This window comes from Salinivibrio sharmensis (genome assembly GCF_001995985.1).
GTDB classification, from domain to species: domain Bacteria; phylum Pseudomonadota; class Gammaproteobacteria; order Enterobacterales; family Vibrionaceae; genus Salinivibrio; species Salinivibrio sharmensis.
The window spans coordinates 230,701-251,550 of record NZ_MUFC01000004.1; the positions used below are offsets into that span (position 1 = coordinate 230,701).

The following is a 20,850-nucleotide window of genomic DNA, read 5'->3' on the forward strand; positions in this document are numbered from 1 at the left end:
AGGACCGCACTAAGTAGAGCTTATGGCCAATTCCGCTTCAACACACACCGCCTCGACACCATCTGCTTCAAGTCGCAACAGTAAAAACCTGACGGTTCTGTGGGAGCTGATTGCGTTTATTCGTCCTTATCGCTGGCAAGTGAGTGCGGCCTTGCTGGCCTTAGTGTTTACTGCATCATTAACGCTGTCGGTTGGACACGGCGTTCGGCTTTTGATTGACCAAGGCTTTGCGCAGCAATCACTGGTTGAGCTGGGGAATGCGGTACAGTTTATTTTGCTGATCACGGTATTAATCGCGATCGGCACCTTCTTCCGATTCTATCTGGTGTCGTCAGTGGGTGAGCGGGTCAGTGCCGACATTCGCCAAGCGGTGTTTGATCATGTAATTGGCCTGCATCCGAGCTATTTTGAAACCCATGGCAGTGGCGAAATCATGTCGCGTATCACCACAGATACTAGCTTGCTGCAAAATATAATCGGCTCTTCCTTTTCCATGGCGATGCGCAGTGCGCTGATGTGCGTGGGCGCCATCATCATGCTGTTTGCCACCAATATTAAACTGACCTTGATTGTGCTGGCCTCCGTGCCTTTTATTTTGGTGCCAATACTTATCTATGGCCGTCGTGTGCGGGCGTTGTCGCGGCAAAGCCAAGATTCGATGGCTGATGTAGGCAGCTATGCCGGTGAAGCCATCACCAATATCAAAACCGTGCAAAGCTTCGCAGTAGAAGATCACGCCAAAGCCGCATTTGGGCAAGAGGTGGAGCGTGCCTATCACATCGGACGCGAGCGCGTGAAACAACGAGCCATTCTTATTTCTGGCGTGATCGTGATTGTGTTCAGCGCCATTACTGGCATGTTATGGGTCGGTGGTCGCGATGTGATTCAAGATACCATGTCAGCAGGCGATTTGGGCGCCTTTGTATTTTTCGCCATCATGGTTGCCTCCTCGATGGCTACCTTGTCGGAAGTGATGGGGGAGTTGCAGCGCGCGGCAGGTGCGACGGAGCGCTTGGTGGAGCTGTTGCACGTGCAAAGCCATATTCGCACTCCTTCTACCTCACCGAGTGTCGATGCCCAATCACTGAGCAATGATATTCGCTTTGAAGCGGTGCATTTTCATTATCCCACGCGGTCCCATCAACCGGCGATTGATACGCTGAACCTTGCTATTCAGCCCGGTGAAGTCGTGGCGTTAGTAGGGCCATCGGGAGCGGGGAAAACCACCGTGTTTGAATTATTGCAACGTTTCTACGATCCGCAATCAGGCGCGGTTATGTTGGGCGGACAAGATATCCGCAGCTTGTCCCCGCAAGCGTTGCGCCAACAAATGGCTCTGGTGCCACAACAACCCGCCCTGTTTAGCGATGATGTGATAGGTAACATCCGCTACGGCAGGCCAGATGCCAGTGAGCAAGCGGTGAAAGAGGCGGCCATGCAAGCGCACGCCGATGCCTTTATTCAGCAATTACCGGATGGTTATCACAGCTTTCTAGGTGAGCGAGGCGTGCGGCTTTCGGGCGGCCAACGACAGCGAATTGCGATCGCTCGCGCGATTCTTAAAGACCCACGGATCTTGTTGCTCGATGAAGCCACCAGTGCACTCGATAGTGAAAGTGAGCATGCGGTGCAGCAAGGCTTGGCAGCTTTAATGCGGGACCGCACGACCTTGATTATCGCTCACCGCTTATCGACCATTCAGCATGCCGACCGCATTGTAGTGATGGATCAAGGCAAACTTATTGATGTAGGCAGCCATACCGCCTTGCTGGCGCGCTGCCCTCTGTATCAACGCTTGGTAAAACGGCAATTTAGTCAGCCATCGCATCCTTAAGCGTTGTTTTCCAATTCTTTGATTTGTTGGTCAATCTTTTCCGCTTCTTCGGTGAGTAGTGAGTAACCTCTGATATCGCCATTGCGCTGGGCCTCAAAGGCTTGCTGTTGCTTAGCTTCGTACTGCTTTTTTAGCTTTTTAACCGGATTTGGCTTTAAAAATGAGAGCATGTCGTGTCCTTTGTTGATAACTGACATGCTCCACTACGGTGTGAGGGTGAGCTTGGATGATAAGCGGCTGCTTTTTAGCGGCTCAAAGTGGGTGCGCGATAAAACCTTCTGCAGGAATGTCAGCGGTTAATCATTAAAAAAGTCATCAATGATCGCTTGGTACTCTCCGGTGGCTTTCATGTCTGCTAACGCGTGATCAAATTGGTCGCGCAGAGCTGATAGCCCTTGCACTTTAGAAAAGGCAATGTAACTGGGGGTGTCTTCAATCGGGTGGGGGTTGATCTCGACAATACCCTTCATATTCAGCTGACTAATCAGCGCGCGTGCTCCAAAATGGTTGCTGAGCCACAAGCGTGCTCGGCCACTTTCCAACATCCGAAGGCACTGTGGCGCGCGAGTTAGCCGGAAAACCTGATCGAATTGATTTTGCGCCAAGGCAGTATCCATTCGGCTGCCGTAACTGACTTGATTGATCACGCAGACGGAGTAAGCGTCAAAATTGAACGATTGAATAGCATCTTCAGAGACACTGACATCGGGGCGATGAACAAAACGGATCCCTTGTTGGAATAAAATCTGCTCAGAGTAATCGAGAAAGGCTTCGCGCTCTGATGTTTTGAAAATGGTGAATATACCGTCCGCTAGGCCGGTTCGGACTTGGTAGAGTGCTCGCGCCCATGGCAGCACTTCAATCTCGACGTCATAGCCTAGCTTGGCGAAGGTTCGACTGACCACCCGCACCGCTACACCATCCAGTGAGCCATCCGAGGTTTGAATATAGGGAGGGTATTCTAACGTGACTAAGCGCACGGTTGCCGTAGCAGCATGGACTACTCCGGTCATTCCCAACAGCAGTACCATCAATAGCACACGTACAACAGGGCGTCGACATAGACTCAGCAAGGCTTGATCACTCTCAGTAAAATGGTGCATTACTTTAAGTTTAGCCAGCAAGCGGTAAGGCGGGGAAAAATTTCGCTGAGCGGGATTGGCCAAAGCTGTCACTACAGGTTGTTGAATCGCAATGTTGGATAGCACGAAGCAATCAAAAAAGGCGAGCCGAGTGGCTCGCCATTAACATCACTGTGTCCGTTAACGGAGTGGATTACTCATCCATATAGCTTTCAATGCTAGGGCAAGAGCAAATGAGGTTACGGTCACCGTAGACGTTATCGACACGATTGACTGATGGCCAGTATTTGCTTGCCTTGTTATGAGCAGATGGGAAGCAAGCCAGCTCACGTGAATAGGCGTGGGACCACTCGTCAGCCATTAGATCTGCTTGGGTATGTGGCGCATTGACCAATGGGTTGTCTTCCAGCGTCCACTCACCGTCTTGCACCTTGGCAATTTCCTCGCGGATGGCAATCATGGCATCACAGAAGCGATCCAATTCCTCTTGGCTTTCACTTTCGGTCGGCTCAACCATCAGGGTGCCCGCGACCGGGAACGACATGGTCGGCGCATGGAAGCCATAATCCATCAAGCGTTTAGCAATATCTTCTTCGCTGATGCCGGATGCCTCTTTGAGCGGACGAATGTCGATAATGCATTCGTGCGCAATGCGTCCGTTTTTGCCGCGATAGAGCACGGGGTAGTAGGGACGCAAGCGCTCCATTACATAGTTGGCGCTGAGAATCGCCAACTCGGTCGCGCGGGTCAGGCCTTGTTCACCCATCATGGCAATGTACGCCCATGAAATAGGTAAAATCGAGGCGCTACCCATTGGTGCAGCCGAGACGGCAAATTCGTCGCCTTGCTCGACATGACCGGGGAGGAAAGGCGCAAGGTGCGATTTCACGCCAATCGGTCCCATGCCCGGGCCGCCACCACCGTGGGGAATACAGAAGGTTTTGTGCAGGTTGAGATGCGAGACGTCTGAGCCAATGTAACCCGGCGTTGTCAGCCCCACTTGCGCATTCATGTTGGCGCCATCCAAGTAAACTTGGCCGCCTGACTCGTGCACTAGTTCGCACACTTGCTGCACGGTTTCTTCGTACACACCATGTGTCGATGGGTAGGTGATCATAATGCACGAGAGCGCATCGCGGTGTTTATCGATCTTGGCTTTCAGATCGTCAATGTCGATGTTGCCATCGTCATCACAACCAACCACGACCACTTTCATTGAGACCATCGCCGCGGAGGCAGGGTTGGTGCCGTGCGCGGAGCTTGGGATCAAGCACACGTTGCGGTGACTGTCACCACGGCTTTCATGGTAGCGCTGAATCGCGATCAAGCCCGCATACTCCCCTTGTGCGCCTGAGTTCGGCTGCATGGAGATCTCGTCGTAGCCGGTGATTTCACACAGCATGTCACGCAGTGATTTGCCCAGTGTTTGATAGCCTTTGGCTTGCTCCAATGGCACAAACGGATGCAGGGCGCCAAACTCTGGCCAGGTAACAGGGATCATCTCGGCCGCGGCGTTCAGCTTCATGGTACAGCTTCCCAGCGGGATCATACCGTGGGTGAGGGAGAAGTCTTTGTTTTCCAACGCCTTCATATACCGCATCAGCTTGGTTTCACTGTGATAGCGGTTAAAGACGGGGTGCGTCAGGTATGCACTGCTTCGGCGGCATGCGGCAGGAATGGCGGCAAATTCATCTGCTTCAATGTCGCTCGACACGGCTTCCGCATTGCCTTGACCGGTGAGCGCGGTAAGCAATTGATTGACTTCTGCCAGCGTGCTCGCTTCATCAAAGCTCACGCCGAGTTGGCCATCCAGTTTACGCAGGTTAAAACCGGCATCTTGCGCCTTTTGGTACAAGGTATCAGTTTGCTCGCCTGTATTAAGCGTGACGGTATCAAAGAAGCTATCGTGCGCGAGGTTTAAGCCGGCCGCTTGTACCGATTTGGCGAACAGCGCGGTCAGATGATGTACACGGCGGGCAATCTTCTTCAAACCGTCGGGGCCGTGGTAGACCGCGTAAAAAGCAGCCATGTTGGCGAGCAATGCTTGGGCGGTACAAATATTCGAGGTCGCTTTTTCACGGCGAATATGTTGCTCGCGCGTTTGCATCGCCATGCGCAGGGCTTGGTTGCCTTTGCTATCGACCGATACGCCAATCACGCGGCCAGGCATGGTGCGTTTTAGCTTGTCGCGTGTCGCCATAAAGGCGGCGTGTGGACCCCCGTAACCCATGGGCACACCAAAGCGTTGTGCTGAGCCAATCACCACATCCGCGCCCATTTCACCCGGTGCTTTGAGCAAAGTGAGTGAAAGCAGATCGGTGGCGACGGCGACCAAGGTCTTCTTGCTTTGCGCTTCCGCGATAAGCGCGCTGAGATCGCGCACTTCACCGGTGGTGCCCGGGTACTGGAGCAGGGCGCCAAATACATCGTGCTGGTTCAGTGTGTCGGTGCCATCAACAACGATGTCAAAGCCGAGGAAGTTGGCGCGCGTTTTAATCACGTCCAAGGTTTGTGGGTGCACATCGCTGGCAACAAAAAAGGCGTTGCCTTTGTGCTTGCCGCCACGTTTACACAGGGTCATGGCTTCCGCGGCTGCAGTAGCTTCGTCGAGCAGTGACGCGTTCGCCAAATCCATCCCCGTTAAGTCCATCACCATCTGCTGGAAGTTCAGCAACGATTCTAACCGGCCTTGCGAGATCTCGGGCTGATAAGGGGTATAAGCCGTGTACCAACCCGGGTTTTCTAGCACATTGCGTAAAATAGGCGGTGGAGTATGCGTGTGGTAGTAGCCTTGACCGATCAGGCTGCGCTTAATGGTATTTTGCGCGGCAATGTCACTTAGCTCATCCAGCATCTGGGTTTCGCTTTTAGGAGCGCTGAGGTTAAGAGGCTGTGGTAAGCGGATGTCAGCAGGGACAGTTTCTTCAATCACGTGCTCGAGGCTGGTGGCATTGATCGCTGCCAGCATCGCGTTTTGCTGATTGGTATCAGGGCCATTGTGGCGCGCGATAAAATCATTATCGGCTACCAGGCTATCGAGTAAACGAGTCTGCGTCATGGTATTCGTCCTGAATTAGTCGTCGATTGTGGCGGTATAGGCGTCCGCGTCCATCAGATGATCCAAGTTGGTGTCGTCTGCCAGCTTAATCTTGGCAATCCAGCCACCTTCAAAAGGTTCTTCGTTGACCAGTTCTGGGCTATCTTCCAGATCTTCATTAATGGCTACCACTTCACCGTCTACGGGGGCATAGATATCCGACGCGGCTTTCACCGATTCCACCAATGAAAAGCCTTCACCTTTTTCAGTACTGTCGCCCACCTCAGGCAGATCGACAAACACGACATCGCCAAGCAGGCCTTGGGCATGATCGGTGATCCCCATAGTGACAGTGCCATCGCCGTTGTCTTTGACCCACTCATGGCTTTCAGAAAACTTTAGTGTCGCGTCCATTTGTTACTCTCCTGCTTTAATACGAGCTGCTCAATCGTTGAGCGATTTACAATGTAAATTGAGACGGCGTTTGGGTGATTACACCGCCTCCTGTGTCTTGCTTGTGCTGGTTGCAATCGTGATAGACGATGCCGAGATTATTTCGCGAGTTGCTTCATATCCTTATCACTGACGATAAAGCGGAAAACGAGCACACAGCTGCTGCACTTCTTTACGCACGCGTGCCTCAACCTCGGCGTTGCCTTCTGGTGCCTCGACTAAAGCATCGAGCACGTCCCCAATCCACTGACCAACTTGGCGGAACTCTTCGGTGCCAAAACCGCGGCTGGTACCAGCGGGGGTGCCGAGGCGAATGCCGGAGGTGATCATTGGCTTTTCGGTATCAAAGGGGATGCCATTCTTGTTACAGGTGATCCCAGCACGCTCGAGCGCCTGCTCAGTTTGGTTGCCCTTTAAGCCTTTGGGGCGTAAATCAACCAACATCAAATGGGTATCGGTGCCGCCGGTGACAATGTCACAGCCACGTGTTTGTAGTACTTCGGCCAAGACTTTGGCGTTAGCAACCACTTGATCAATATACAATTTAAACTCAGGCTCTAGCGCCTCACCAAATGCGACGGCTTTAGCCGCAATCACGTGCATCAACGGACCACCCTGCAGGCCGGGGAACACCGCCGAATTGATCTTTTTGTTGATGTCTTCGTGATTGGTCAGGATCATGCCACCGCGCGGGCCACGCAGTGTTTTATGGGTAGTAGTAGTGACCACATGCGCATGGGGTAGTGGCGAGGGGTGGGCACCAGTGGCAACCAAGCCAGCGATATGCGCCATATCAACCATCAGGTAGGCGCCTACCTCATCGGCAATCGCGCGGAAACGGGCAAAATCAATCGGACGCGGGATCGCGCTGCCACCAGCGATGATCATCTTGGGTTGATGCTCACGAGCCAGCACCGCAACCTCATCGTAATCAATTTCTAAGCTCTCTTTGCTCACTCCGTACTGTACGGCATTAAACCATTTACCCGATAGCGCAGGGCGCGCGCCGTGAGTGAGGTGGCCGCCGGCATCGAGCGACATACCTAAAATGGTGTCACCAGGTTGCAGCAGCGCAAGCATCACCGCACCGTTGGCTTGTGCGCCAGAGTGCGGCTGTACGTTGACATACTCGCAGCTAAACAGCTGTTTTGCGCGGGCCTGGGCGATGGCTTCGACTTCATCAACGTGCTCGCAGCCGCCATAGTAGCGGCGGCCCGGATAGCCTTCGGCGTATTTATTGGTTAAGCAGGTGCCTTGCGCTTGCATGACGGCTTGCGAGACGATGTTCTCTGAGGCGATCAGTTCAATTTGTTGTTGCTGACGTTTGTGTTCGGCCTGCACGGCCGACATCACAGCACCATCGGATTCCGATAAGTTGGTGGAGAAAAACTGCTCCAATTCTACATTCGGGTAGCTCGGTTTCATTGCGCTTTCCTTATTGGCGATGGTGGCTAACAGGCCACGACGTTAATCGGGATCACATTGGTGGCGAGGCCACCTTGTGAGGTTTCTTTGTATTTGCTCATCATGTCGAGCCCTGTCTCGTGCATGGTTTTAATCACGCTATCGAGTGAGACATGGTGTTCACCGTCGCCACCCATTGCCAATCGGGTGGCGTTAATCGCTTTTACAGCGCCCATGGTGTTGCGCTCTATGCAGGGGACTTGCACCAGGCCATCAATCGGGTCACACGTAAGGCCTAGGTTATGCTCCATCCCGATTTCTGCCGCATTTTCAATTTGTTGATTGCTTGCACCCATGGCTGCTGCTAATCCTGCCGCCGCCATCGAGCACGCCACGCCAATTTCTCCCTGACAACCGACTTCTGCTGCCGAAATAGAGGCATTGGTCTTGTACAAAGAGCCGATAGCCGCGGAGGTGGCCATAAAGGTACGGATGCCATCTGGGTTATTGGGCGATACAAACTTATCGTAATAAGCAAGCACGGCAGGGATCACGCCCGCGGCGCCATTGGTTGGGGCGGTGACCACTCGGCCACCGGCGGCATTCTCTTCATTGACCGCCATCGCAAAGAGGTTGACCCAATCATTGGTATCTGTCGGTAACCCATGGGCTTGTTTATCGTGAATCGCTTCGAACATGCCTTTAGCCCGGCGCTTGATGTTCAAACCCCCTGGCAGCACGCCGCCTTGTTTAATCCCGCGATCAATACACTCACGCATTACTTGCCAGATATGGTCGAGCGCTTGATTGACCGTGTCGCGTGTGGCCTTGGTGTCGTGATATTGCGCGCGTGCCACCTCATTGGCGAACATCAGCTCGCTGATGGTCATGTTCGTTTTTGTACATTGCTCAAGTAATTCCGCCGCGCTCTCAAATGGATACGGCGGAGTGAAATCAGTCGCCAGCGCATCCGTTTCACCTTCTTCCACCACAAAGCCACCGCCTACCGAGAAATAGGTTTTGCGAACAAGGCACTTTCCTGCGTTGGTAAAGGCGCTTACCGTCATGCCATTGGGGTGCTCGGGCAGCACCTTCTCATAGTGAAAGGCAATATCTGCCTCCCAGTTAAATCGAATATAGTGGCGCCCCGCAAAAGGAAGCTCGCCACCATTTTTGACCATTTTGGTCATGGTATCGATTTCATCTGACTCGATGGTGGCAGGCATTTCGCCCATTAACCCCATCACACATGCCACGTCAGTTGCATGGCCTTTACCGGTTAACGCCAGCGAACCGTATAGGTCGACTCTGACGTTGTCGATATCGGTCATGGACAGCGTTTGCGCCGCATATTGGGTAAAGCGTGCGCAGGCAACCATCGGGCCGACAGTGTGTGAGCTAGATGGCCCGACGCCTATCTTAAACAGGTCAAACATGCTGTGACTCATGGCCTGTCTCCTAAATCAGTAAGGTACGTTGTTGTCATTATTTATGTTGTCCTGACATCGGCGATGTCGACATTGCTTCACGTTGCACTCAACAGATCCGCGATGATTCTACGCTTACTGTTGATTTAAACATTTTGTTAACGTACCTAAGCGTTCACTTTTCCGCAAAATAAATTTCCAATAAGAAACGTATGTTGTGATCATGGAGACAAAACCTTGCTCTGTTGGCCACGTACCAAGCAAAGCAAACGTTTGCCTTTTTATCTTAAACTAGGGTAAATTGCAAATAGGCAGCATTAACAACACGAAGCCTTTGTCAGCGGCTAGCACTGTTATTGTGCCATGTAAACGTTTAAATCATTGTTTTTAGTAGTGTTTAATGTTCAATGCTGCCACGTTGACTACGTATCGAATGTCGTGCTTCTTTGCCAATTCGCTTGCGAGGTCACGTTTATGGTATCGCTATTTTCCGATAGGAAACTTTTTTGTTAAAAGTGTTAAAGCGTTAAACACAGTGGGACAAACCGATAGAGGCGAAAAGCTGGTGACAACAGACCAATCAACACAGGATGTGTACCCGTCGATGCAGGTTGAACGATCGCTGCGCGAGGGGGAAGCGAGTGAGCCTATTGCGCCGTTGCGTTTGGGCCCGCGCTTAAAAGCGGTGAGGGTCGGGTTAGGGCTGACACTTGAAGAGGCCAGCCAGCGCACAGGCTTGGCGCGTTCAACCTTGTCCAAAATTGAGAATGAGCAGATATCTCCCACCTTTCAAGCCATGCAAAAACTTGCGCACGGATTGGACATTGATATCCCGCAGTTGTTTGCCCCGCCCAAAAAACGGCAAGCTACGGGACGGCGAGATGTGACGTTTGCCGGTCAGGGTAAAGCGCATCCCACTGGCACGTACGAGCATGAATTGTTGGCAACACAGCTAAGCAATAAAAAAATGATGCCGTTTAAGTCGCGGGTCAGGGCACGTGCTTTTGAGGATTATAGCGACTGGATTCGACACGACGGTGAAGAGTTTTTATTGGTGTTGGAAGGCAGCATCCAATTTTTTTCTGAGTTTTATGAAGCGATCACGCTCAATGAGGGTGACAGCGTATATTACGACGCCACCATGGGACACATGCTAGCTTCCGTCAGTGATGACGATGCACTGATCTTATGGGTAACGGCGTCTTAACCAACCACATAAACGCATTGCTTAACGTGGGCAAGATGCCCGCTGGCACAATATGGAGAGAATAATGGCAGAGTTACTCACGACCCCGTTACACAGCCTGCACCTTGATATGGGCGCAAAAATGGTCCCTTTTGCTGGCTATGACATGCCGGTCCAGTATCCGCTGGGTGTGCGCAAAGAGCACCTTCATTGCCGTGAGCATGCCGGGTTGTTTGATGTTTCTCATATGGGGCAAATCCGCCTTCACGGCGCGGATGCGGCCAAAGCATTAGAAGCGCTCGTCCCAGTCGATGTGTTGGATCTCCCTCAAGGTAAACAACGTTATGCCGTATTCACCAATGAGCAGGGCGGCATTTTGGATGACTTGATGATTGCCAACCTCGGCGATTACCTTTTTCTGGTGGTCAACGCGGCATGTAAAGCACAAGACATTCAGCACCTGCGCGATAACTTGAAAGGGAATGTCTCCGTCGAGGTGCTTGAGGATCGCGCCTTATTGGCACTTCAAGGCCCGAAGGCGGCGCAAGTGCTGGCGATATTCAACTCGAAGGTTAATGACATGGTGTTCATGGACATTCAACCTGTTGAGATTAATGGCATTGAGTGTGTAGTGAGTCGTTCAGGTTATACCGGCGAAGATGGGTTTGAAGTGTCTGTCCCGGCCGAACATGCAGAGTCACTCGCCAAAGCCATGTTAGCTCACGATGAGGTGGAATGGATTGGGCTCGGCGCGCGTGACTCACTACGCCTTGAGTGCGGCCTTTGCCTGTATGGGCACGATCTGGATACCACCACGACGCCGGTTGAAGCAACCTTGATTTGGGCCATTAGTAAAGTGCGCCGTGCGGATGGTGAGCGTGCGGGTGGCTTCCCCGGTGAGGGGAAAATACTCGATCAAATCGCTACCAAAGCGGTGAGCCGCAAGCGGATTGGCCTTGTGGGCCAAAGCAAAGCCCCTGTGCGTGAAGGCAGCAAGCTGTTTGATGCAGACGATAATGAAATCGGCGTGGTCACCAGCGGCACCTTTGGCCCCACCAAAGGCATGCCCGTGGCAATGGGTTACCTCCCTCCTGCGTTCATTGCCCCCGGCACCGAGGTATACGCGGAAGTACGTGGCAAAAAACTGCCCATGACAGTCGAAAAAATGCCCTTTGTACCGCAGCGGTATTATCGCGGTTAAATGATTGTTACTCATATAGATGGCACACATCACTTATTGATTATGGTGAATAGGGGTTCGATGTGCCATCTTCATTTTTAATGACATTATACCGCGACTGTTTCGATTCGTTTCTAACTCACATAACTCAAATGGCTAAATTGCTGGCTGAATATGCCTATGTTAGCGTCTATAAAAGCGTAGGACTTGGGTATGGGTTGTGGATAACGATAAGCCTTATTTTTCCTATTGGGGAAAAGCCAGTGCTGATTTAGGAGGCGGAGATGCTTATCACCAGCTGGCCTATCACTGTTTGGACGTAGCGGCCGTTAGCTATCGCCTCCTTCATAAAGAGCGGCCGCTCACGAAAGCCATCGCGGAATTTCTCGAACTCTCTCCAGAACAGCTACGAACCCTATGGTGTTTCATGATGTCGCTTCATGACTTAGGCAAGTATGCGTCCGCATTTCAGGAACTGAACCTCAGTGTTTCCGCTGCCCTATTAAACCCTCGAAGTAAAAAAGAATATGACGGGCGAGAATACCGACATGACAGGCTAGGGTATTATTTCTGGCAGCAGCATGAGACTGAGATAGTTCAAGCTATTTGTGGTCAATCGCTCGGTTCAATGGATGATGAAATAGCCATCTATGAAGCAGTTGACGTGCTGGCGCAATGTGTATTGGGACATCACGGTCAGCCAATCAATCGGCAAATGCCGCCATGGATTAAGTCTTTTACAGAAGTGCGTAACCATGATGCGGTGATAGCATTTATTGCCGATGTGAGTGAACTGTTTCAGCCGCAAATTAATATTGAGATATTGTCGTCTGCTGATTGGCGAACGCGACTTGAACAAGTGAGCTGGCAACTAGCAGGGCTGGCCGTACTGGCGGACTGGATGGGTTCAGATACTCACTTTTTTCCCTACGTCTCTCAGCCTCAACCGCTTGAACAGTATTGGCATTGTGCGCTGGCGTGTGCCGAACAAGCATTAAGCCATACCGACTTATCTCGCACACCGACAGTGACACCTTTTGGTGCCTTTTCCGATATCTTCCCCTTTTCCCCAACACCTTTGCAGGCTTGGGCGGCGTCGGTAGAAATCAACGACCAACCTCAGCTGTTTATCTTAGAAGATATGACAGGGGCAGGGAAGACTGAAGCCGCGCTCACACTCACACATCGACTCATGGCCGCAGGCGCGGCCGATGGTTTTTATTTTGGCTTGCCGACCATGGCGACATCCAATGCCATGTTTGATCGAGTCGCCGATCACTATACGCAAATGGTGAAACTTGGTGAGGGAGAACAAGCCAGTATTACGCTGGCACACGGTGCCCGTGATATGAATGACCGATTTCGAGAAATGGTGCACACCACAGGTACGGTAGATAGCAACTATCACCAGCGTGATGCAACCGTGACGGCACAATGTAATGCTTGGCTTGCGGATTCGCGCAAAAAAGCGTTGTTGGCACCTGTTGGCGTGGGCACCATTGATCAAGCGTTGCTCGCTGTTCTGCCTCGTCGGCACCAATCTTTGCGCTTGCTGGGGTTAAACCGAAAGATCCTGATTTTTGATGAAATCCACGCAGCGGATGAATATATGCTCGCCTTGTTGGAAAGCTTATTATCATTGCATCTGCATCAGGGCGGCTCGGTTATATTGTTAACGGCTACCTTATCTCAGCAACAACGGCAACGCTTATGTCAAGTTTGGCAGCAAGCCGCCGGTTTAGCCCCTGTGATGCCGAGTCAGGATCACTTCCCTTTAGCTACCCAAGTGGCGATTGATAAAGCCCCAGCGCTGAAAGAAACCGCTATTGCTCGGCAAGCTAAACAAAAACGTGCGGTCGCAGTAGATATGCTCACTCAGTTTGATGACTGTTTAGCAACGGTGTTGACGGCGGTTGCTAAAGGGCAATGCGTGGTTTGGATAAGAAATACCGTGGATGATGCACGTGAAGCGTATGAAACGTTAATGAGTCGGCTTGATCATCCGGAACGGTGCCATTTATTTCATAGCCGATTTATCTTAGCCGATCGAAAAAATATTGAGAAAACCGTTCTCGACAATTTTGGAAAAAGCAGTTCGCAATCAGAGCGTCAAGGTCGTGTATTAGTTGCGACTCAAGTTTTTCAAGAGAGCTTAGATGCTGACGCTGATGTGATGATATCCGATATTTGTCCGATTGATGACTTGATCCAACGCGCGGGACGTTTGCACCGTCATAAAAGAAACAAACAAGGTGTCTATATTGCGCAAGGTGACGACGAACGCGACCCTCCCGTTCTCTATATTCATGCCCCCTCTTGGGAAGACAAGCCGAAAGCCGACTGGCTAAGTCGTCACTTTCAACCCACGCAATTTGTTTATCGCTCACCTGGACGACTTTGGTTGGGGCTTAGAAAACTACGCCAATTAGGCGAAATCTGCATGCCAACGCATGCACGTGAATTGGTTGAAGCCGTTTACAGTGATGAATCACTAGCACAAATTCCAACCGCGCTCCAACCTATGGAAGAAGAGTATTTGGGGAAAACATACAGTATTGGCGCGAGAGCACAGTCGCAATGTATTGATTGGCAATATGGTTATTGTGATCGCAGTGCAGACTATTGGTTTGATGATGAAACAGATATTAGTACCCGCTATAACGACATAGAAACCGTGGACGTTTTGCTGGTTAACGAACAAGAAGGTGAACTAGTGCCAATAGCAAAAGACAATCGATTTGCAGTGGCGCTGAGTACGGTCAAGCTGTCAAAAAGAAAGTACGCTGAACAACTTGCGCCTTTGCCCGAGCGGCTTGAGCCTACATTGACAAAGTTGATCGAGCAACACCCTCATGTGAAATATATGAAAATTTGGTTGCCCGAAAACGATTCTCGCTTTGCTTATAGCGAGGAAAAAGGATTTTACGAGCGGCCACAGGAGGCGACATGAATTTAATTCAAGACCCATGGTTGGATTATATCCATCGTAATGGCGACATTAAGAAACGGCCGATCACTGCGATATGTGATCCCGACGTCGTAGATTTTTCACTACCAAGGGCCGATTTTTATGGCGCAGCGTATCAGTTTGCTATTGGCTTATTACAAACCGCGTTTGCGCCAAAAGATTTGTCACAATGGCACCATTACTTTAAAACGCCACCGGCCGATGTTGTTTTGGAAGAAGCTTTTAATCAGGTCAGTCACGCCTTTAATGTGGTTGGAGAAGGTCCCTTATTTATGCAGGATTTTGACTCCCTCGAGGATGCGCCATCGACCACGGTCTCAGGGCTATTGATAGAAGCGCCTGGCGCAAACGGCATAAAGAACAATACCGATCATTTTATCAAGCGGGGTATTGGCCAAGTGTTGTCTCTCGAAATGGCAGCGTTGGCTTTGTTTACTTTTCAAATTAATACCGTTCCAAATCGTGGGTGTAAAAATGGGCGTGCCGGATTAAGGGGAGTTGGTCCTCTAACAACCTTGATTATGCCTACTAATACCAAGTCTACTCTTTGGCATAAGCTCTGGCTTAATATTATTAATCGGAAAGACTTTAAATATAATGAACCATGTTTTAGCGATGCTTCTGTTTTTCCTTGGTTAGGAAAAACGAAAGTAAGTGATAAGCCAGGTTCTGAAATATACCCATCCACCCTTCACCCCTTACACATGTATTGGGCAATGCCATATCGAATAAGACTATCTTGTGAAAATAGAGTTGCATGCTGTGATATCTCGGGAGAAAAATCATACTCAGTATCATCGTGTAAATTTAAAGGGTATGGGAATAGTTATAAGGGAAATTGGATTCATCCTCTAACGCCTTATCGAGTTAAGAAGGAAAGTGGTGAGAATAAATATTTACCATTTGGCGGGCATTGCAACGAATTTTACCATAAAAACTGGACGTCATTATTTCTTAATCACGATTCTTATGGTCTGAAGTGCGCACAAGTAGTTGATAGGTTCTACTCATTACGTTTAAATAGTCAAGATGGTGTTGATCCACATATCCCAAGATTATGGATGTTTGGCTATGATATAAATAATAGTGCTCGTGTCGACGGCTGGTACTCTTCCACTTTTCCCATTTTTTATTTGGATTTAAATAAGAAAAATGAAATAGTACTAGAAGTTAACACACTGCAAGATTTATCGGTAAAAAGTCTTAATCAGCTACGCGACCAAATTAAAAATGCGTGGTTTGATCGTCCAAAGGATGCGAAAGGCGATACATCTTTTATCGATCTCGCGTTCTGGCAGAAGACGGAGTCTGGTTTTTTTACTGCCGTGTCGCAGTTGATTGAAAATATAGAGCAAGAAGACGAGAGCTTAACCCCGGAACAAGCAAAAAAATGGCTCAACACATTACGCGCTGTATGTTTCGACTTATTTGATGGTTATGCCATGACTGAGCTGGGTAATGCGAGGAATATGGCGAGACGGATTAAAGCGAGACAGACTCTGAGCTGGTGGCTATTTAACAGTAAAGATATAAAAGCATTTATTCGTGAACACGATATTGCGATTGATAAGGAGATCGCCTAATGGATAGTACACTACAACATAGTGTTTTACGCTGGTGGCAAAGTATGTACTTATCACCGAATGAATTATACAAAAAAGGTATCACGCCAGCCCCAAACGCACAAAAAGCACAGCTAAAACGTTGTCGAGATCTTGACGCCGTTATGCTGACGCCAGGGTTTCGTGCCTTATGGCAAAGCTTGCCTGCGCCTATAACGGAGCATGCCACATCAAATGACATGGAATGCTGGGCAGCTATTGCTGGTGCGCTAGTACATGTGAAGCATGATAGCGCACACAATCTGGCGACGGCGGCGGGGAGCAAAGCACAGAGTGATAAATCGAGAGTGAGTGAGCTGCGCTTTGCACAACTACAAGATACCAAGACACCGGATGAATTTCTGCGCCGTTTAAGGAGGATCCTGCATCAGCTTGATCACAGTGTTTTGGTTTCATCTTTGGCGAAAGATATCTATCAATGGTTTGGGGAACACAGCCAATTTTATCCTCGCCAAGCAGATAAACGCATCACTGTTCAATGGGCAATGGACTATTACCGCGCAGCGGGAACTAAATAGAAAAAAGGAAAAGAGAATGAGCCAATTTATTCAACTACACCTACTGACTTCGTATGCGCCTTCTAATCTGAACCGTGACGATTTAGGTCGGCCCAAAACCGCAAAAATGGGCGGATTTGAGCGCTTGCGTGTGAGCTCGCAAAGTTTAAAACGTCATTGGCGGACATCGGAAGTTTTTGAAACGGCGTTGGCAGGTAAAATTGGGGTTCGGACCAAACGTTTCGGCCGACAGTTATACAGTGAGCTTGTCGAACAAGGTGTTACCGAAAAATCCGCCAAAGTATGGGCGGCAGAGATAGCGGGTGTTTTTGGTAACATTGAAAAAGATCAATTAGACACTAAGCAAATTGTTCATATTAGCCCAGAAGAGCAAGATGCTGCACGCTCTTTGGTTGCGGTATTAGCAGAAGAAAATCGTGCGCCCAAAAAAGAAGAACTGGATCTATTAAAAGCGGGTCATGCAGCAGCCGACATCGCCTTATTTGGCCGTATGTTAACCGCTTCTAAGGAGTCTAACGTAGAAGCGGCCTGCCAAGTTGCGCATGCATTGAGTGTTCATAGCGTGGTTGTGGAAGATGATTATTTCACTGCTGTGGATGATTTGAACAACAAAGAGGAAGATGCGGGCTCCGCTCACCTTGGCGAAGCGGGTTTTGCGGCCGCTTTATTCTATTCCTATATCTGCATCAACAAAACGCAGTTGATTGACAACTTGCAGGGCGATGAGGCACTTGCCGATAGCGCGATCAAAGCCCTGACGGAAGCGGCGGTTAAAGTAGCACCTTCAGGAAAACAAAATAGCTTTGCTTCACGTGCTTACGCGAGTTTTGTTTTAGCCGAGAAAGGCGAACACCAGCCAAGACAATTATCGGTAGCGTTTCTTAAACCCATTAACGATCCCGATCAAGGTCAAGCGGCCGTAGCGGCGCTCAACGATCAAGTGCAAAAATTCGATCAAGTGTATGGTGAGTGTGCAGATAGCCGCTATGCATTAAATGTATTTGAGGGTAGCGGCTCGTTTGATGAACTACTCAACTTCGTTACAGAATAAGTGGGAGGCAAGATGCGAGATTATCTTGTTTTTCGACTATATGGACCGCTAGCCAGTTGGGGGGAGCCAGCCGTTGGTGGCGACAGACCCACCAGCGCGTATCCGTCGCGTTCAGCCGTACTTGGATTACTTGGGGCGGCACTTGGCATAAAACGGGATGATGAGACGCAGCTTTTGAGCTTGCAACAAAGCGTATGTATCGGCATCAAACAGTGTGTACCGGGTTCGCTTTTGCGTGACTACCATACCGCGCAGGTGCCGAGTCACGATAAAAAGCGCATACATCGCACGCGCCAAAGTGAATTAAAAACGGGAAAGAAACTACAAACTGTGCTCTCAAAACGTGATTATCGTTGTGACGGTTTGTGGGTAGTTGCAGTGTGGCTCTCGCCCTCGGCTACGATGTCATTAAACGAGCTAAAAAAGGCGTTGTTAAAGCCTGTGTATCCCCTTTCTTTGGGGAGAAAATCATGTCCACCGGCCTTACCACTACAACCTACCTTGGTGGCCAATGCTGATTTAAAGTCAGCATTAGATATCGATTTTCCAGCGATAACAGCATCGAATAAAAGCGATGCACTCTGGCTGGGGGCGACACCTTATGCGACTTACTTTTGGGAAGGCGATGTGGGAGAAATTGATGATGAGCGCGTATTAACCACCCACCCTTGGGATGAGCCTATCAATCGCGGTCGTTGGCAGTTTAAACAACGTGTTATGCATCAATTGACGGTAAAGGAGGCCAATGATGTATCTGTCTAAAGTCCGGCTACTTTCATCCGCACAAGCAGTTAAACTGATCTCAAAATTTGGCCACAATGGTGCATATAGTGCTCACCAAATCATTTGGCAACTCTTTCGTCATGCGAGTGAACGACCGTTTATATATCGAGAGGAGCAAGATCAAGCCACGGGACGGCCTCTGTTTTATGTGCTTTCTACTATTCCACCACAAGATGAAACCGGTGTGTTCGACCTCCAAATCAAGCCATTTTCGCCCCAGTTATACAATAGTCAGCGACTTCACTTTCAGCTAAGGGTTAACCCGACGATTTGTGTGACAGATGCAAAAGGAAAGCGACAGCGGCACGATGTCCTTATGCATGCGAAAAAGCAAGTGGGGGAAGTAAGCGCTATCGCATTGCAGGAAACTATGGATCAGGCCGCGCAACAATGGCTTTGTGATGAAAATCGATTGTCGCAGTGGGGTATAACATTCGATAACGTGCCAACGATTGAGGGATATACCCAACATCAAAGCTGGAAAAAGAGTGGCGCGCATGTGCAGTTTTCGAGTGTGAATGCTCGCGGTACTTTAACGCTCCAAGACAGCGAACGCTTTTTGGAACAATATGCAAAAGGTTTTGGGCGCGCCAAAGCTATGGGTTGTGGGTTAATGCTGATTCGGCCTGCATAGATATTGGCCAATAAATATGGAGGCACCATGGGGTTCATTCCGTTGAAACCTATCCCGGTAAAAGACAGGCGTTCGATGGTTTTTGTCGGGATGGGGCGCATTGATGTGCGTGATGGTGCCTTTGTTGTGATTGATGAGGTTAATGGTGAACGAATGCATATCCCGGTGGGCTCAGTGGTATGCATTATGTTGGAGCCGGGTACGCGCATCAGTCATGCTGCGGTTAAACTCGCGGCAACAACGGGTACATTATTGATTTGGGTCGGTGAAGCAGGGGTGAGACTGTATTCTGTGGGGCAACCTGGCGGTGCGCGGTCTGATCGTCTTTTATACCAAGCGCAGCTTGCGCTTGACCCTGATTTACGTCTAAAAGTCGTGCGTAAAATGTTTGAGCTACGATTTGGTGAGCCGGCGCCTCAAAGACGTAGTGTTGAACAATTACGTGGAATTGAAGGGGCTCGAGTACGCAACAGCTACAAAATATTGGCCAAGCAATACGGCGTTGAATGGCATGGCCGCAACTATGATCCAAATGACTGGGATAAAGGCGATGTGACCAATCAATGTATTAGTGCGGCGACCAGTTGCCTTTATGGCGTGACTGAAGCGGCTATTTTAGCAGCTGGTTACGCGCCGGCGATTGGATTTATCCACTCGGGTAAACCACTTTCGTTTGTTTATGATATTGCAGACATTGTTAAGTTTGACACGGTCGTACCACTCGCCTTCAAAGTTGCCGCCTCTTCACCCGCAGCACCTGACAGACAAGTACGCCTTGCTTGTCGTGAACTCTTTAGAACTAGCAAGTTATTGAAAAATATTATTCCGATGATCGAAGAGGTATTAGCGGCCGGTGATATTACACCACCTGAACCGCCTCATGACGCTCAACCACCAGCTATACCTGAGCCAAAATCAATCGGTGATAGCGGACATAGGAGCGGCTAGATAATGAGTATGCTTGTTGTCGTCACCGAAGCCGTACCGCCAAGATTACGTGGCAGACTTGCTGTCTGGTTGCTCGAAGTTCGCGCTGGTGTTTATGTGGGCGATGTAACACGTCGCGTGCGGGAAATGATTTGGGAGCAGATAACTGAACTCGCTGATGTAGGCAACGTGGTGATGTGTTGGGCGGTGAATAATGAATCAGGTTTTGACTTTCAAACTTATGGTGAGAATCGCCGAGAGCCTGTCGATTTGGATGGTTTAAGGCTGGTGGTATTCAAGCCGAGTGATGAGGATAAATAAGCCCAGTTTGCTCTTTAAAAAGTTGGTAGAAAAATGCAGGTCGATTTTTGTTATATAAAACAGTACTATCCGCTTAGAGTGTTCCCCGTGCCCACGGGGATGAACCGCGGCCAGCCAATCGGCGAATCCGGAAGATAACGTGTTCCCCGTGCCCACGGGGATGAACCGCCGTTTTCTTCATCCACGCGAAACCCCGACCAGTGTTCCCCGTGCCCACGGGGATGAACCGGCTTGCTTGTTGCCATCGCCCAGCCCCCATACGTGTTCCCCGTGCCCACGGGGATGAACCGCCTGCGAGCTTGCCCTCATAGTCTCCGAACGGGTGTTCCCCGTGCCCACGGGGATGAACCGCTACTACCGTAGCCGAGACTATTATGAGCGAGGTGTTCCCCGTGCCCACGGGGATGAACCGCTGTATTACGG

17 protein-coding genes and 1 CRISPR repeat array (1 of these 18 only partly in view) are annotated in these 20,850 nt (G+C 50.1%); of the genes, 11 read left to right on the forward strand and 6 right to left on the reverse strand.

The features are described from left to right. Window positions 1-22: 22 nt before the first annotated feature. Entirely contained in the window at window positions 23-1,834 is a 1,812-nt protein-coding gene (locus tag BZG74_RS05930) for an ABC transporter transmembrane domain-containing protein (RefSeq protein WP_077771772.1), read from the forward strand. On the opposite strand, the gene BZG74_RS15550 is transcribed toward BZG74_RS05930, so the two are convergent. From BZG74_RS15550 to BZG74_RS05955, 6 genes are all read right to left on the reverse strand, one after another. Next, window positions 1,831-2,004: a DUF6435 family protein gene (locus BZG74_RS15550; RefSeq protein ID WP_108744072.1), complete on the reverse strand. Its 174-nt coding sequence runs from the start codon at window positions 2,002-2,004 to the stop codon at window positions 1,831-1,833. The genes BZG74_RS05930 and BZG74_RS15550 overlap by 4 nt on opposite strands. A 126-nt stretch (window positions 2,005-2,130) precedes the next feature. Then, on the reverse strand, window positions 2,131-3,042 hold the full coding sequence (locus BZG74_RS05935; protein ID WP_077771773.1) for a substrate-binding periplasmic protein: 912 nt from the start codon (window positions 3,040-3,042) through the stop codon (window positions 2,131-2,133). A gap of 67 nt (window positions 3,043-3,109) precedes the next feature. Continuing rightward, window positions 3,110-5,974, reverse strand: coding sequence for an aminomethyl-transferring glycine dehydrogenase (gene gcvP, locus BZG74_RS05940; RefSeq protein ID WP_077771774.1), 2,865 nt, complete (start codon window positions 5,972-5,974; stop codon window positions 3,110-3,112). A 15-nt stretch (window positions 5,975-5,989) separates the two neighbouring features. Next, on the reverse strand, window positions 5,990-6,367 hold the full coding sequence (gcvH, locus tag BZG74_RS05945; protein ID WP_077673249.1) for a glycine cleavage system protein GcvH: 378 nt from the start codon (window positions 6,365-6,367) through the stop codon (window positions 5,990-5,992). 165 nt (window positions 6,368-6,532) lie between these two features. Then, window positions 6,533-7,831, reverse strand: a complete 1,299-nt coding sequence (locus BZG74_RS05950) for a serine hydroxymethyltransferase (RefSeq protein WP_077771775.1) — start codon at window positions 7,829-7,831, stop codon at window positions 6,533-6,535. 26 nt (window positions 7,832-7,857) lie between these two features. Then, on the reverse strand, window positions 7,858-9,258 hold the full coding sequence (locus tag BZG74_RS05955) for an L-serine ammonia-lyase (RefSeq protein WP_077771776.1): 1,401 nt from the start codon (window positions 9,256-9,258) through the stop codon (window positions 7,858-7,860). A 583-nt stretch (window positions 9,259-9,841) separates the two neighbouring features. Between BZG74_RS05955 and BZG74_RS05960 the strand changes: the two genes are divergently transcribed. From BZG74_RS05960 to cas2e, 10 genes are all read left to right on the forward strand, one after another. Next, window positions 9,842-10,444, forward strand: a complete 603-nt coding sequence (locus tag BZG74_RS05960; RefSeq protein ID WP_077771798.1) for a helix-turn-helix domain-containing protein — start codon at window positions 9,842-9,844, stop codon at window positions 10,442-10,444. 64 nt (window positions 10,445-10,508) lie between these two features. Beyond that, window positions 10,509-11,624 (forward strand): glycine cleavage system aminomethyltransferase GcvT, encoded by a 1,116-nt coding sequence (gene gcvT / locus BZG74_RS05965; RefSeq protein ID WP_077771777.1) that lies wholly within the window; start codon window positions 10,509-10,511, stop codon window positions 11,622-11,624. Window positions 11,625-11,823: 199 nt separating this feature from the next. After that, window positions 11,824-14,553, forward strand: coding sequence for a CRISPR-associated helicase/endonuclease Cas3 (locus BZG74_RS05970; protein WP_077771778.1), 2,730 nt, complete (start codon window positions 11,824-11,826; stop codon window positions 14,551-14,553). After that, window positions 14,550-16,154, forward strand: coding sequence for a type I-E CRISPR-associated protein Cse1/CasA (casA, locus tag BZG74_RS05975; RefSeq protein ID WP_077771779.1), 1,605 nt, complete (start codon window positions 14,550-14,552; stop codon window positions 16,152-16,154). The genes BZG74_RS05970 and casA overlap by 4 nt, the downstream gene beginning before the upstream one ends. After that, complete coding sequence (casB, locus tag BZG74_RS05980; RefSeq protein ID WP_077454965.1) at window positions 16,154-16,711, forward strand: type I-E CRISPR-associated protein Cse2/CasB; 558 nt, start codon at window positions 16,154-16,156, stop codon at window positions 16,709-16,711. Before casA ends, casB begins: the two co-directional genes overlap by 1 nt. 16 nt (window positions 16,712-16,727) lie before the next feature. Further along, the gene (cas7e, locus tag BZG74_RS05985) at window positions 16,728-17,762 is read left to right on the forward strand and encodes a type I-E CRISPR-associated protein Cas7/Cse4/CasC (RefSeq protein ID WP_077771780.1); all 1,035 of its coding nucleotides are present in this window, start codon (window positions 16,728-16,730) and stop codon (window positions 17,760-17,762) included. Window positions 17,763-17,774: 12 nt separating this feature from the next. Further along, window positions 17,775-18,524: a type I-E CRISPR-associated protein Cas5/CasD gene (gene cas5e / locus BZG74_RS05990; protein ID WP_077771781.1), complete on the forward strand. Its 750-nt coding sequence runs from the start codon at window positions 17,775-17,777 to the stop codon at window positions 18,522-18,524. Next, window positions 18,511-19,179 carry a type I-E CRISPR-associated protein Cas6/Cse3/CasE gene (gene cas6e, locus BZG74_RS05995; protein WP_077771782.1) on the forward strand — a complete coding sequence of 223 codons (669 nt, stop codon included), beginning with the start codon at window positions 18,511-18,513 and terminating at the stop codon, window positions 19,177-19,179. The genes cas5e and cas6e overlap by 14 nt, the downstream gene beginning before the upstream one ends. Window positions 19,180-19,206: 27 nt before the next feature. Further along, window positions 19,207-20,127, forward strand: coding sequence for a type I-E CRISPR-associated endonuclease Cas1e (gene cas1e, locus BZG74_RS06000; RefSeq protein ID WP_077771783.1), 921 nt, complete (start codon window positions 19,207-19,209; stop codon window positions 20,125-20,127). Between the two features lie 3 nt (window positions 20,128-20,130). Beyond that, window positions 20,131-20,427: a type I-E CRISPR-associated endoribonuclease Cas2e gene (gene cas2e, locus BZG74_RS06005; RefSeq protein WP_069589326.1), complete on the forward strand. Its 297-nt coding sequence runs from the start codon at window positions 20,131-20,133 to the stop codon at window positions 20,425-20,427. Between the two features lie 78 nt (window positions 20,428-20,505). Beyond that, window positions 20,506-20,850: a CRISPR direct-repeat array (repeat unit 29 nt; unit sequence GTGTTCCCCGTGCCCACGGGGATGAACCG) (it continues 4,508 nt past the right edge of the window).

Coding starts and splice junctions, on each gene's coding strand:
- cas7e (WP_077771780.1), top strand. CDS start 16,728: ATGAGCCAATTTATTCAACTACACCTACTGACTTCGTATGCGCCTTCT.
- gcvT (WP_077771777.1), top strand. CDS start 10,509: ATGGCAGAGTTACTCACGACCCCGTTACACAGCCTGCACCTTGATATG.
- gcvH (WP_077673249.1), bottom strand. CDS start 6,367: ATGGACGCGACACTAAAGTTTTCTGAAAGCCATGAGTGGGTCAAAGAC.
- BZG74_RS15550 (WP_108744072.1), bottom strand. CDS start 2,004: ATGCTCTCATTTTTAAAGCCAAATCCGGTTAAAAAGCTAAAAAAGCAG.
- BZG74_RS05950 (WP_077771775.1), bottom strand. CDS start 7,831: ATGAAACCGAGCTACCCGAATGTAGAATTGGAGCAGTTTTTCTCCACC.
- BZG74_RS05930 (WP_077771772.1), top strand. CDS start 23: ATGGCCAATTCCGCTTCAACACACACCGCCTCGACACCATCTGCTTCA.
- gcvP (WP_077771774.1), bottom strand. CDS start 5,974: ATGACGCAGACTCGTTTACTCGATAGCCTGGTAGCCGATAATGATTTT.
- BZG74_RS05955 (WP_077771776.1), bottom strand. CDS start 9,258: ATGAGTCACAGCATGTTTGACCTGTTTAAGATAGGCGTCGGGCCATCT.
- casA (WP_077771779.1), top strand. CDS start 14,550: ATGAATTTAATTCAAGACCCATGGTTGGATTATATCCATCGTAATGGC.
- cas6e (WP_077771782.1), top strand. CDS start 18,511: ATGTATCTGTCTAAAGTCCGGCTACTTTCATCCGCACAAGCAGTTAAA.
- cas5e (WP_077771781.1), top strand. CDS start 17,775: ATGCGAGATTATCTTGTTTTTCGACTATATGGACCGCTAGCCAGTTGG.
- cas2e (WP_069589326.1), top strand. CDS start 20,131: ATGAGTATGCTTGTTGTCGTCACCGAAGCCGTACCGCCAAGATTACGT.
- casB (WP_077454965.1), top strand. CDS start 16,154: ATGGATAGTACACTACAACATAGTGTTTTACGCTGGTGGCAAAGTATG.
- BZG74_RS05960 (WP_077771798.1), top strand. CDS start 9,842: ATGCAGGTTGAACGATCGCTGCGCGAGGGGGAAGCGAGTGAGCCTATT.
- cas1e (WP_077771783.1), top strand. CDS start 19,207: ATGGGGTTCATTCCGTTGAAACCTATCCCGGTAAAAGACAGGCGTTCG.